11 protein-coding genes are annotated in these 12675 nt (G+C 52.3%); 7 read left to right on the top strand and 4 right to left on the bottom strand.

Annotated features, from left to right (window positions below):
- Positions 1-19 precede the first annotated feature (19 nt).
- Entirely contained in the window at positions 20-1894 is a 1875-nt protein-coding gene (locus DWY89_RS02585; RefSeq protein WP_118524373.1) for an ABC-ATPase domain-containing protein, read from the bottom strand.
- A 280-nt stretch (positions 1895-2174) separates the two neighbouring features.
- Here DWY89_RS02585 and DWY89_RS02590 point away from each other — a divergent pair, with 280 nt between their 5' ends.
- From DWY89_RS02590 to DWY89_RS02605, 4 genes are all read left to right on the top strand, one after another.
- Positions 2175-2816: a nucleoside recognition domain-containing protein gene (locus DWY89_RS02590; protein WP_118523437.1), complete on the top strand. Its 642-nt coding sequence runs from the start codon at positions 2175-2177 to the stop codon at positions 2814-2816.
- A gap of 164 nt (positions 2817-2980) precedes the next feature.
- Complete coding sequence (locus DWY89_RS02595) at positions 2981-3517, top strand: spore maturation protein (RefSeq protein WP_118522244.1); 537 nt, start codon at positions 2981-2983, stop codon at positions 3515-3517.
- 238 nt (positions 3518-3755) lie between these two features.
- Complete coding sequence (locus DWY89_RS02600; protein ID WP_022358468.1) at positions 3756-4202, top strand: MarR family transcriptional regulator; 447 nt, start codon at positions 3756-3758, stop codon at positions 4200-4202.
- 105 nt (positions 4203-4307) lie between these two features.
- On the top strand, positions 4308-4841 hold the full coding sequence (locus tag DWY89_RS02605) for a GerMN domain-containing protein (protein WP_117796536.1): 534 nt from the start codon (positions 4308-4310) through the stop codon (positions 4839-4841).
- Between the two features lie 73 nt (positions 4842-4914).
- On the opposite strand, the gene DWY89_RS02610 is transcribed toward DWY89_RS02605, so the two are convergent.
- Positions 4915-6759, bottom strand: a complete 1845-nt coding sequence (locus DWY89_RS02610; RefSeq protein WP_118524374.1) for a DUF885 domain-containing protein — start codon at positions 6757-6759, stop codon at positions 4915-4917.
- 222 nt (positions 6760-6981) lie between these two features.
- On the opposite strand from DWY89_RS02610, the gene metG reads away from it, so the two are divergent.
- From metG to rsmA, 3 genes are read left to right on the top strand one after another with little or no spacing between them, the layout of a single operon-like run.
- Entirely contained in the window at positions 6982-8973 is a 1992-nt protein-coding gene (metG, locus tag DWY89_RS02615; protein WP_117796534.1) for a methionine--tRNA ligase, read from the top strand.
- A 21-nt stretch (positions 8974-8994) separates the two neighbouring features.
- The gene (locus tag DWY89_RS02620; RefSeq protein WP_118523438.1) at positions 8995-9762 is read left to right on the top strand and encodes a TatD family hydrolase; all 768 of its coding nucleotides are present in this window, start codon (positions 8995-8997) and stop codon (positions 9760-9762) included.
- Positions 9763-9800: 38 nt separating this feature from the next.
- Positions 9801-10658 carry a 16S rRNA (adenine(1518)-N(6)/adenine(1519)-N(6))-dimethyltransferase RsmA gene (gene rsmA / locus DWY89_RS02625; protein WP_118522242.1) on the top strand — a complete coding sequence of 286 codons (858 nt, stop codon included), beginning with the start codon at positions 9801-9803 and terminating at the stop codon, positions 10656-10658.
- Between the two features lie 92 nt (positions 10659-10750).
- On the opposite strand, the gene DWY89_RS02630 is transcribed toward rsmA, so the two are convergent.
- Both DWY89_RS02630 and DWY89_RS02635 read right to left on the bottom strand, forming a co-directional pair.
- Entirely contained in the window at positions 10751-11551 is an 801-nt protein-coding gene (locus tag DWY89_RS02630) for an ATP-binding cassette domain-containing protein (RefSeq protein WP_022358462.1), read from the bottom strand.
- Positions 11545-12465, bottom strand: coding sequence for a branched-chain amino acid ABC transporter permease (locus DWY89_RS02635; protein ID WP_022358461.1), 921 nt, complete (start codon positions 12463-12465; stop codon positions 11545-11547). The genes DWY89_RS02630 and DWY89_RS02635 overlap by 7 nt, the downstream gene beginning before the upstream one ends.
- Between the last annotated feature and the right edge of the window lie 210 nt (positions 12466-12675).

A 12675-nucleotide genomic window follows, 5' to 3' on the forward strand; every position in this document is an offset into this window, starting at 1 on the left:
CCCTCTTTTGTGTATCCAATCATCCCCTAAAACGATTTAAACAAGCATAAATCTCCTGCACGCGCGGCATTGCCAGTCCCATGGCGGCATATGAAGCATCGCTGAACACAGAGAGCCCGTCTGCTTCATAGGCTTTTAAGAGTGTGGCAACCGTTTCCTGTACGGTGCAGCGCTCCAGAAGCCCTTTTTCCAGGCAGTAGCGCACCATTTGGGCGAGTGCGGCGGTCTGCTCGCTGTCGGCAAGCTGTTCGACGAAGCGCAGATCGACCGGCTCTTTGGCAACCTGGAAAGAGTGTTTGTCGTGGACACGGACTTTGATACGCGTGTTCCGGTCGGAATTTCGGTCAGTTTCGCGGCGTCCTCCGCGACCGCGTTCAAAGCGTCCTGCATCGGAGGCGCTGCCGCCGCGATTGCCAAACCGTCCGGAACGACCGCTGTTTTCGCCCTCTTCCTGAGATTCACCGCCAGCTTCTGCGCGGCTGTCGCCAAAATCCAGCGCCATCGCGCCCACAGCCCGTCCAGTCCCGCCAGCCGCCAGCTTCCGTCCAGCCGTCGGGAGCTTGAACCCAGGCGCCTGGATGGCGGGTTTGGAAGCCTCCTGTTCGCAGGCATTTTTTACCATCTCCGTGATATCAAACGGGCGGTATGCATCCATCTGGATAATAGTGTCTGCGATGAAGAAGTAGGCGCCGGAGCTTCCAGCTACGAGGACGGTGGAGATTCCTGCCTGCTTGTAGAGATCGCGGGCGCGTTCGATGAACGGGGTAATCGGCTCTTTATCGCGGCTGACGATGCGCTGCATCAGGTCGTCCCGCAGCATGAAGTTGGTAGCGGAGGTGTCCTCGTCGATCAGGAAAGCGCGGGTTCCTGCTTCAATGCTTTCGATCACGGCTGCCGCCTGGGAGGTACTGCCGCTGGCATCGGCGGTGGAAAAGCAGGTGGTGTCTTTTTTGTTCGGCAGATCCCGGATAAAGAGGGAAATATCAACGTGGTTGATGCTGCGTCCATCCTCGGCGCGCAGCTTGACTGCGGTTTCATCGGTGATGACATATTCACGTCCATCCCCTGGAATATGGTTGTAGACGCCGGATTCCAGCGCTTTTAGCAGTGTGGATTTGCCGTGGTAGCCGCCGCCCACGATCAGGGTGATGCCGCGGTGGATTGCCATGCCGGAGATCGGACCGTGTTCCGGAAGATTCAGAGTGATTCTTAAGGAATCCGGGGAATGGAACGCCACACTGCCCTTCATCGGACGGTCGGAGACGCCGGTTTCACGCGGCAGGATTGAGCCGTCTGCGACGAAGGAGACGAGGTCTAAGCGTTTTAACTCATTGCGGATAAAATGCTGATCGTCTGCCAGCGTGATGCGTTTTTTGATTTCAGCGGTGTTCTGGCGGCGGTAGAAAAAGACGTTTTCGACACAGCCTGGAAGAAAATCAAAGAAAATCCGGATCAGTTCACCGGAGTTGATGGTGCGCCCGAATGCCGGGAAACCAACCTCAAAACGGGCTGTAATCTCATTTCTTCCGATCTCGCAGGCGGTCCGGGAGAGGACCTCCTGACCGGGGCGGCTGGTGGCGATCAGACCACTTTTTCCAGAACCTTTTGCCTTGAAAGAAAGACGACCGATTTCACGGGAAAAACAGCGGAGCAGGTAATCTTCAAGTGCTGTTTTTTTCCACGGCGTATCAAAGAGCTCTGCCGGAAATCCGGCTTTCGCGTGGCGGACCTGGACACTGACCTTGGAAGGGGACGCAAACGGGTCACCCTGTACATGGTCGATGGATAAAATATACGTATTAAAATCATAAGCGCCGCGCACGTCCTTGTAAGCCGGATAGCTTTTGTGATCGATGGAGGTGAGGAGACGCTTTAAATCTGCGGATTGTTTCATTCGGAATACCTCGTTTTCATAATATTAAATCATATTTCAATGTCTTCACGGTTTTTGGCAGGAGAATCCATATAAAATGGCCTTTTTCAAAGAATGTCTGTCATGTGAAGGAGATGATAGTTCTTATTTTAAAGATCCAAATTCTGAAATGCAAGCGGAATGGACGAAAAGAAACGATATAATTGTATCTATTTATGATGGTGTATATTTGGCGTCTTTTTATACTTGTCTGAGTATAAAATGTTCTGAGCGTACCATATGACAGCAGGGAGGTAGATGCATGTTAAATGCACTCTGGGCGTTTATGATGCTTACGGGGCTTGGCTGGGCGGCGGTGCATGGGACGCTGGGGGCGGTGACGGAGGGAATGCTTGCAGCGGCGGGGGATGCAGTCTCGCTGGGAATCACGATGCTGGGGGTGATGGCGTTCTGGACGGGAATTTTGGAGATCGGACGGCGGGCGGGGCTGATTGAGCAGTTGTCGGCGGGGATGCGGCCGGTGCTTCATTTCCTCTTTCCACGCATTCCAGCGGGTCATCCGGCGCTTTCTTCGATGGCCGCCAATATGATTGCCAATATGCTGGGGCTTGGCTGGGCGGCGACCCCGGCGGGGCTTACGGCGATGAAGGAGCTGGAAGAACTGGAGGAGGAACGGAGAGCGGCGGGGGATCCGGCGGCGGTCACACAGGGAACGGCGAGCGATGAAATGTGTACGTTTCTGGTCGTAAATATTTCATCGCTGCAGCTCATTCCTATCAATATGATTGCCTACCGGAGCCAGTACGGATCGGTGCACCCGCTGGCAGTGGCCGGTCCGGCGTTCCTGGCGACCTGTGTCAGCACGCTGGCAGGAGTGGCGGTGTGCCGCGTGATGTGCAGGAGAAAGCAATATAAATCAATAAAAAAGGATGGCTGGAAATAGAAAACGCAATTTGGCGTCATGTAGGGGAAAAATTTCACACAAAAAACAAATTTATCCCCTATAATGCCCTTGTTAAAATAAGGGGCTCTGGAAACAGATCCGTTATCATAGAACGCGGATTCAAACCATACATATAAAACAAGTATAGACACGGGAGCCGTCAAATGCGCTGCATCAATTACCTCTCTGAATACCTGGTTCCGGTTGTTTTGTTTTATATCGTTGGGTTTGCGGTGCTTCAGAAACGCCCGGTTTTTGATGATTTTATCGAAGGGGCGCTTGCGGGGATTAAAACGGTGGCTGGAATCCTGCCGACGCTGGTGGGACTGATGGCGGCGGTCGGCGTGCTTCGGACCTCCGGTTTTCTCGATTTCCTCTCCGGGGTGCTGGCGGGACCGGCGGCATTTCTGCATATACCGGCGCAGGTGGTTCCGCTGCTTCTGGTGCGTCTGGTGTCCAGTTCGGCGGCGACGGGGCTGCTCTTAGATATTTTTAAAACGTATGGACCCGATTCGCGGCTCGGCATGATGGTGTCGGTTCTTGAGAGCTGCACGGAGACGGTTTTTTATACGATGAGTGTCTACTATCTGACCGTGCGGATCTCAAAGACGCGATGGACGCTTGCGGGGGCGCTGATTGCAACGTTCGCGGGGCTTGTGGCGAGTATCTTATGTAGTGCTATGGTAACTGTTCACGGGTAGGCATTTTTGGAACCGAAAGTGCCGTAAGAAAACGTGGTGGCAGCAGGAATTTGCCGTATTTAAATGCGAAGCCACGGCAAATTCCGTTACTGGGCACGTGTGCGTGAACAGTAACAAGTGCTATGGTATAAGAGAAGATGTAAGAAATTTGCTAGTTGTCTTGCCGCACAGAATATTGTATAATCGGTAGGGTAAATTGCCGTTTTGCGCGCTGAAACCAAGGATGAGAGGGAAAACTGTGGGAAATTATGAGACGCTGAATGAGCTTCTGGTGACGCTGTTCCGCGATGTGATGGACATAGAACAGAAGGTAATCATTACGCCGGAGTTTAAAGACATCACGAATAACGATATGCATGTGATCGAAGCGATCGGGATTGGTGAACCGAAAAATATGTCATCGATTGCCAGAGAACTGTCCGTTACGGTGGGAACGCTCACGATTGCCATGAACAGCCTGGTCAAAAAAGGCTATGTGGAACGAAGCCGGGGACTCGAGGATCGGCGGGTCGTATATATTTCTCTTTCAGAGCGGGGCAGAAAAGCGTATGGGCATCACGCCCGGTTCCACCGGGAGATGATCGAGAGCCTGACAAGCGATCTGTCGGAAGATGAGATGCAGACGTTGGTAAAGGCGCTGATGAAGCTGAATCAGTGGTTTAGGAGTAAGGATGGGCAGCGGTAAAAAGAATGGATGTAGTCTGCACTGGATGGAAACAGGTGTGAAAGACAAAAACGGTTGCGAAAACCGTGAAGCAACTGCTGCGAGGAGAATACAAGGAGGTACATTATGAAGAAATTTATGGTAATGGCAGCTGGTCTTATGATGGCAGCTGTTCTGAGCGCATGTGCGCCGACGGCAAGAAATACAGGAGAAACCAGCGAACATGGAACTGCCCCGGCAGGTGCGGCGCAGCAGGAGACTGTAGACGGCGTGGCTGAGAAAGAAAGCATGGTGGTAACGGATGCAGATCCGACGGTAACCGTTTGCGTATATTCTGTAAAATCTGATAAGAGCGGCTTAAAACAGAATATGGATGGCATTGACGGCGATGAGCTGGATGCACAGGAACTGCTTGATAAGATGGCAGAGGTGGGCGTCATTGAAGAGGGAATCACCGTGGATAAATTTGAGCAGAAGGACGGCGCCCTGACGCTGGATCTCTCCTCCTTAAAGGAGTCCTCTGACAAGCTGGTTGTCATGGCCATTGCCAATACATTTATCCAGAACTACGAGGCAAAGACGCTGGAGTTGAGCGTAGCAGGCGAGAAGATCGGCGACGGTCCGATGAGCTTTGAGAAGAATTACAAGAAAGTAAACTAAAGCATGAAAATGCGAAAAGAGCGGGATCCCTGAAGTCTGCGGATGCATACAGGGAGATACCGCTCTTTTTCTCTTATACGTGCAATTTCTCCGTCATCAGCCATGTTTGAAAATACGGTTTGATGACCCGGAAGGAAGCGCCGTCCATGTTCAGGATGAACTGGTGGAAGCTCTTGGCGTTGAATTTGTTTCCAAGTACCTCCTCGGCTTCCTGGCGCATGGTCAGGATTTCCAGATAGCCGGTATAGTATTTCAGGTAATTGCCCGGATTATCAATGATTGCCAGGTATATCTCGCGCGCGGATTCCGGATCCGTAAATCCGTAGGAATTTTCCAGATAACTGGTGGTTGTGGCGAGATCCCAGCCATCATAGTGGATGCAGATGTCGAGAAGCGCGTACAGCCCGTAGCTGCTGGCTTCGCTGCAGCGCATCAGCGGTTTGACCGCTTCCGGCAGTCCGTTGTCGAAGGAGTAGGCGTACAGTTCGCTGTAGAGTCCCCAGCCTTCGTTGTAGCCGCCGCAGGCAAGAAGCCGCCGTACCGGAACCGGCTCCCGGTCATTGAAATAAGCCGACTGGTAGAGATGCCCCGGATAGCCCTCGTGCGCCAGCATGGTGTAGAGGTTCTGCTCAGTGCTTGCTTTTTCGTTGATGTAAATGGTGTTGGAACCGTCGGAATCGATCGGCGGTACGAGGAAAAACGCCGGGGACAGGGAAGATTCCAGCGCTTCCGGGACGTATTTGATCGCGTAGGAGGTATCTGTAAGCGCCGGGAAATCATCCTGAATCTGCGTCTGTAAATTCTGAAGGATCTCATCCGGATCGGAGAGTGTGATGGCAGAGTCGGTCATCTGCCGGACGAGTTCCGGATGTTCCTTTAAGCGGACGCGGATTTCGGATAAATCTGCCTGCATCTGCTTCTCAATCCGCGTTTTGAGCGCATCGACCGAAGAATCTGTGCCGGTCAGCGCCGCCGCAAGATAGGCATAATACTCCCTGCCGTGTTCGTAGGTGCTAAGTCCTCCTGCCTCCGGATGGGAGCCCTTGAGCGATTCCAGTGCTTTAGAGAGGTTTGTATATGCCGGGATAAAGTGTTCCTTTAAAATGGTCAGATGTTTTGCTTTGTAGGACGCCTTTTCTGCATTGCTTAAGCCCTCAACCGCATTTAAGCGGGAGGCAAATGTTTCCGTCAGCAGGCTGTTTTCCGGGCGGATGAGGTAGCTTTTACAGGATTTTAAAATCCGGTCGATGGTGTCGTCGGACGGTGCGAGACCGGCGTCTGCCTGCGCCTGTTCATACGCTGCGAGCTGCTTGTAATATGTGTCGATCTGCGAAAGCAGTGCCAGGTAATGGTCGATGTCGGCACGGTTGTAAAATGTATATTCGGCTAATAAGGTCGGAAGTTCCGCCTGCGTGCCGATCAGGGCGCTTAACGGCTGATTGTAGAGTTCCAGTCCCTTCGAGCCGGCTTCCGTCTCCAGTGTGTCCTTCATCATCCGGTAGGTGAAGAGCTGGTCGGAGGTCAAGAGAGAGGTATCGAAGGAAGAAAGTTCCTCAAGAACGGCCGCGTTTTCCTCGGAATCTTTTTGAAGCTGTTCCAGGGAATATTCTGGAAATTTCATCTCCGGTTCGGTGATACCGTAATTTTCCGGATTCCGGACAAGAAAATGAAGGGAGAGCGGATCATCCTGCACGCTTTCTTGAAACTGGTGTGCGAGAAACGCATCAAAACGCGCCTGTTCGCTGGCAGCATCGGACGATGCATTGGAAGGAGAACCAGTCTGCCCGGAAGCGGCGTAGGATTCGGCGGGGGTTCCTGAGCCGGAAGAACCAGCGCATCCGGAGAGCGCCAGGGCAGCAGCTGCAGCGATCGCGAGCGCTGTGCGCGGCAGGGGCGGGAAGGAAAAGCGTTTCTGCATAATATAATACCTCCAAAACAAATATATATGTCTGCAAGTATACCATACTTGACAAAGGGATGCAAAACAGATAGACTTAATCTATATATTTATATATGAAGAAAAGGCAGAGAAAAGAAGGTGGCTTGCCTTTAATCGCAGATGGAAAACCATGGGCGGTTAGAGGCTTTTTTTGTGAAGAACACAATTTAAAGCGCAATTTTAATAAGGAGGGCATGATAAATGTGTCAGAACTGTAAGAAACCTTACTATATAACAACTGCGATTGCCTATACATCGGGCAAACCGCATATCGGAAATACCTATGAGATCGTGCTGGCGGACAGCATTGCGCGCTACAAGAGGGCGCAGGGCTACGATGTGCGTTTCCAGACGGGCACCGATGAGCATGGTCAGAAGATCGAGTTAAAGGCAGATGAGGCTGGCATCACGCCGAAGCAGTTTGTCGATAACGTGGCGGGTGAGATCAAGACGATCTGGGATCTGATGAATACATCCTACGACAAATTTATCCGCACCACTGACGAGGATCATGAGGCGCAGGTAAAGAAGATTTTCAAGAAGCTCTATGATCAGGGCGATATTTACAAGAGCTGCTACGAGGGACTTTACTGTACCCCGTGCGAGTCCTTCTGGACCCAGTCCCAGGTCGTAGATGGCAAATGCCCGGACTGCGGACGCCCGGTGCAGCCGGCGAAGGAAGAGGCGTATTTCTTCCGTATGAGCAAATATGCGCAGAGACTCATCGATTATATCAATGAGCACCCGGAGTTCATCCAGCCGGTTTCCCGTAAAAATGAGATGATGAACAACTTCCTGCTTCCGGGCCTGCAGGATCTGTGTGTTTCCCGTACTTCCTTTAAATGGGGGATTCCGGTTGATTTCGACCCGAAGCACGTTGTATATGTATGGCTGGATGCACTGACCAATTATATCACCGGTCTTGGATATGACTGCGACGGTGAGAGCGGCGAGCTGTTCAAGAAATACTGGCCGGCAGACCTGCATTTGATTGGTAAGGATATTATCCGTTTCCATACCATTTACTGGCCGATCTTTTTGATGGCACTCGACCTGCCGCTTCCAAAGCAGGTATTTGGTCATCCGTGGCTGTTACAGGGCGACGGCAAGATGAGTAAATCCAAGGGAAATGTGATTTACGCCGATACACTGGTTGATTTCTTTGGCGTGGATGCAGTCCGCTACTTCGTTCTGCATGAGATGCCGTTTGAGAACGACGGCGTTATTACCTGGGAGCTGATGGTAGAGAGACTGAACTCGGATCTGGCAAATATCCTCGGCAACCTCGTAAAGAGAACGGTATCGATGACGAACCAGTACTTTGGCGGCGTGGTAGACGACAAGGGCGTGACGGAGCCGGTGGACGAGGATCTGAAGAAGGTAGTGCTGGAAGCAGTCCGCAAGGTCGATGAGAAGATGGATAAGCTGCGCGTTGCCGATGCGATCACCGAGATCTTCAATATTTTCCGCCGCAGCAACAAATACATTGACGAGACAACCCCGTGGATTCTGGCAAAGGAAGAGGACAAGCAGGATCGTCTTGCGACTGTTCTTTACAACCTGGTTGAGTCTATCACGATCGGTGCGTCCCTGCTTGAATCCTTCATGCCGGAGACCTCGGAGAAGATCTTAAAAGAATTAAATACCGTAAAACGTGAACTGCCACAGATGGATGCATTTGGCCGTTATCCGTCCGGAAATAAGGTGACTGAGGAGCCGGAGGTTCTCTTTGCCCGCCTGAAACTCGACGATGTGATGAAGAAAGTCAAAGTTATCCAGGAAGAGCAGAAGAAGGCAGTTGCTGCAAAGGCAGAGCCGGAGAAGGAAGAGGACGAGAAAGCCGAGGGCATCGATATCGAGCCGAAAGCAGAGATTACCTACGATGATTTTGCAAAACTGCAGTTCCAGGTTGGCGTGATCCTCTCCTGCGAGGCTGTTCCGAAGTCCAAGAAGCTTCTCTGCTCCCAGGTTCAGGTCGGAAGCAAAGTGCGCCAGATCATCAGCGGCATCAAGCATTCCTACTCCCCGGAGGAGATGGTCGGCAAGAGAGTCATGGTTGTGACCAACTTAAAACCGGCGAAATTGGCAGGTCTGCTCTCCGAGGGCATGATTTTGTGTGCCGAGGATGCAGACGGAAAGCTGTCCCTGATGACAACGGAGAAAGAGATGCCGGCGGGTGCGGAGATCTGCTAAGAAAAAAAGGATATAACTTATATGATATTTGATACACACGCTCATTACGATGATGAGGCGTTTGACGGGGACCGGGAAGAACTGCTTTCCGGTCTGGCAGCAGGCGGGATCGGCACGGTCGTCAATGTCGGCGCGGATATGGAAAGCACGAAGACGACGATTGCCCTGACGGAAAAATATCCGTTTATCTATGGGGCAGCAGGTGTCCATCCGAGCAGCACGGCAGAGCTTGACGAGGAAAAATTTGCCGAACTCCGTGTATTGGCACAGTCGGATAAGATTGTTGCAATCGGAGAGATTGGTCTGGATTATTACTGGGAAGAGCCGGATCATGAGACCCAGAAAAAATGGTTCCACCGCCAGTTAAATCTGGCGCGGGAATTAAAACTTCCAGTCATCATCCACAGCCGCGACGCGGCGAAGGATACGCTCGATATCATGAAGGAAGAGCACTCCGGGGAGATAGGCGGTGTGATTCATTGCTTCTCTTATGGAAAAGAGATGGCGGCAGAGTATTTAAAGATGGGCTTTTACTTAGGCATCGGCGGCGTACTGACCTTCAAGAACGCGAAAAAGCTTCTGGAAGTAGCCGAGATGGCGCCGCTTGACCGTCTGGTACTCGAAACCGACTGCCCCTACCTCGCTCCGGTTCCCAACCGCGGCAAACGCAACTCCTCACTGAACCTGCCATATGTGGCGGAAAAGCTGGCAGAAATCAAGAAATGTACACCGGAAGAGATCGTCCGTGCGACTGAAGAGAATGCGCGGAGACTGTACCGGTTACCGTAAAAAGGGGTGTCCCGGACACCCGGGAAAGGATTTTCGGAATGGATCTTGGAAACCCGAAGAATACAATCGAAGTAATACAGAAATACAATTTTGCCTTCCAGAAAAAATTCGGTCAGAATTTTCTGATTGATACGCACGTGCTGGACAAGATTATCTCAGCGGCGGGCATGACCAAGGAGGATACCGTCCTGGAAGTCGGTCCTGGCATCGGTACGATGACACAGCGCCTTTCACAGGCAGCAGGACAGGTCATCGCCGTGGAGATCGACACAAATCTGATTCCGATCTTAAAAGATACGCTTCAGGACTGCGAAAATGTAACTGTTATCAATGAAGATATTTTAAAGATTGACATAAAAAAAATGGCGGAAGAAAAAGGCGGCGGACGTCCGGTTAAGGTCGTGGCGAACCTGCCGTACTATATCACGACCCCGATCATCATGGGGCTGTTTGAGAGCGGCGCGCCGATCGACAATATTACGGTTATGGTGCAGAAAGAGGTCGCAGACCGGATGCAGGTTGGTCCGGGCTCGAAGGATTACGGCGCGCTGTCGCTGGCGGTTCAGTATTATGCCGAGCCATACATCGTGGCAAATGTGCCGCCGAACTGTTTCATTCCGCGTCCGAATGTCGGCTCAGCGGTCATCCGTCTGACCCGCCATGCGAAGCCGCCGGTGGAGGTAAAGGATAAAGATTTAATGTTCCGTCTCATCCGCGCGTCCTTCAACCAGCGCCGGAAAACCCTGCAGAACGGGCTTTCCAACGCGCAGGATCTCTCCTTTAGCAAGGAAGAGATCGCAGCCGCAATCGAGTCGCTGGGACTTTCCCCGTCCGTGCGCGGCGAGACGCTGACGCTGGCGCAGTTTGCAGCGCTTTCGGATGTGCTTGGGAAATAGAAATTGGATAAGAGAAATATAAAAAAGTCCCATCCTTATGCAGATTCAAATCTGAAAGGATGGGACTTTTTGAATTTTTTGCTTTTTTAAAATTATTCCGACAATAAAATCCGGTCATTATCCAGCGCGTGGCCTGCGCCGGTCTTGAAGCGGGCGATCAGATCCTCGACAGTCATGGAAGCGCGCTCTGCGCCGCCGACGTCGAGCACGATATTTCCGTTTGCCATCATGAGCGTGCGGTTTCCGAGCTCCAGAGCCTGGTTCATATTGTGGGTGATCATCAGGCAGGTAATTTTCTCCTCAGCAACGATATTTTTCGTCAGCTCCAGTACTTTTTCAGCTGTTCCCGGATCGAGGGCGGCAGTGTGCTCATCGAGCAGCAGAAGCTTCGGCGTGATGAGGGTTGCCATGAGCAGGGTGAGCGCCTGGCGCTGACCGCCGGAGAGAAGTCCGACCGGCTGGGTCATCCGGTCTTCAAGCCCCATATTTAAGAGGGAGAGGCGTTCGCGGAACGCATCCTTATCTTTCTTGGAAATGCGGGAAAATGGCGATTTCCCCTTTGCAGTCCGCAGATAGGCGAGAGCAAGATTTTCTTCGATCGTCATGCCCGGCGCCGTTCCCTTTAACGGGTCCTGGAAGAGGCGGCCGACCATCAGGCTGCGCTTGTGCTCCGGCATATAGGTGATGTCCTCGCCGTCCAGCTCGATAAAGCCGTCATCGACGTAGAAGCTGCCGGCAATCGCATTGAACAGGGTCGATTTTCCGGCGCCGTTGGAACCGATGATTGTCACGAAATCTCCGTGATCCAGATGCAGGGACAGCCCGGAGAGCGCCTGTTTGGCGTTGACAGTTCCCGGATTAAAGGTTTTTGATATCGACTGAATATTTAACATGCTCCGTGTCCTCCCTTCCGGCGTGCCGCTGCATTTTTACGTGTCTGGAATGCCGCCCATTTCCGGATCGTCGGAAATGCGATTGCCAGCGCTACGATCACAGCGGTGACCAGTTTCAGCCCCTGTACAGGCATGATTTTTGTATACAGGACGATAGCGTAGATAAAACGGTAAATAATCGAACCGATGACGGTGGCGATGACACCTCTTGCCACGCCGCGGCGTCCGAGGACGGTTTCACCGATGATCAGGCAGGCAAGACCGATCACGACGATACCCGTGCCGCCGTTGATATCGGCGGTATTCTGGTACTGACCGACCATTGCGCCGGAGAGTGCGGTTAGCGCATTGGCGATGCATAAGCCGACCGTAATGGTAAATGTCGGGTTGATCGAGGAGGCGCGCACCATGTCAATGTTGTTGCCGGTTGCCCGGATGGAGAGTCCCAGACGGGTACCGAGAAAATAGACGAGCAGTGCGCCCGCAAGCACAGTTACGCAGATTGCCAGAAGTGCTTCATACCAGTCACCCCCGATACCGGTTTTCTGAAGCAGGGAAAAGATGGTCTCTGTCTTTAAAAGACTCACGTTGGCACTCCAGCCCATTACCATCAGATTGATGGTGTAGAGTCCCATATTGGTGATGATACCGGCGAGAATGGACGGCACGCCGAGACGGGTCTGCTGAAATGCGGTGACAAATCCGGCGCAGATGCCTGCAAGCATGGCAGCCGGAACTGCGAGAAATGGATGCCCTGCCGCAGCCATTGTGACGGATACCGCTGTGCCGAGGACGAAACAGCCGTCCGTCGTCATATCCGCGATGTCCAGTATGCGGAAACTCAAGAACAGCGCCATCGGCACCAGCGCATACAGAAATCCCAGTTCCAGAGCGGTTTGTAAAATATGAAGCATGGGAAATTACCTCCGTAGAATGATCGGTACTCCCAGAGCGTTCATAAGGCAGATGCGCCAGCCGCGTGGTAAGCGGGGGATGCGGCTGGCGTCTGGTCTGTCTTACGGCTCTGAGAGTACATGAAAGTCAGTCAAACATTATAATATGTAAAAATTGGTGGATCGGTTATGAAACAAATCTCAGGCAAATGAAAAACAAAGTGCCATCGG

It is taken from the genome of Clostridium sp. AF27-5AA (genome assembly GCF_003478415.1).
GTDB classification, from domain to species: Bacteria; Bacillota; Clostridia; order Lachnospirales; family Lachnospiraceae; genus Otoolea; species Otoolea fessa.

Excerpts from the sequence above, each read along its gene's own strand:
- DWY89_RS02610 (WP_118524374.1), bottom strand. The coding sequence starts at position 6,759 with ATGCAGAAACGCTTTTCCTTCCCGCCCCTGCCGCGCACAGCGCTCGCG.
- metG (WP_117796534.1), top strand. The coding sequence starts at position 6,982 with ATGTGTCAGAACTGTAAGAAACCTTACTATATAACAACTGCGATTGCC.
- DWY89_RS02605 (WP_117796536.1), top strand. The coding sequence starts at position 4,308 with ATGAAGAAATTTATGGTAATGGCAGCTGGTCTTATGATGGCAGCTGTT.
- DWY89_RS02585 (WP_118524373.1), bottom strand. The coding sequence starts at position 1,894 with ATGAAACAATCCGCAGATTTAAAGCGTCTCCTCACCTCCATCGATCAC.
- DWY89_RS02630 (WP_022358462.1), bottom strand. The coding sequence starts at position 11,551 with ATGTTAAATATTCAGTCGATATCAAAAACCTTTAATCCGGGAACTGTC.
- DWY89_RS02595 (WP_118522244.1), top strand. The coding sequence starts at position 2,981 with ATGCGCTGCATCAATTACCTCTCTGAATACCTGGTTCCGGTTGTTTTG.
- DWY89_RS02635 (WP_022358461.1), bottom strand. The coding sequence starts at position 12,465 with ATGCTTCATATTTTACAAACCGCTCTGGAACTGGGATTTCTGTATGCG.
- DWY89_RS02620 (WP_118523438.1), top strand. The coding sequence starts at position 8,995 with ATGATATTTGATACACACGCTCATTACGATGATGAGGCGTTTGACGGG.
- DWY89_RS02590 (WP_118523437.1), top strand. The coding sequence starts at position 2,175 with ATGTTAAATGCACTCTGGGCGTTTATGATGCTTACGGGGCTTGGCTGG.
- rsmA (WP_118522242.1), top strand. The coding sequence starts at position 9,801 with ATGGATCTTGGAAACCCGAAGAATACAATCGAAGTAATACAGAAATAC.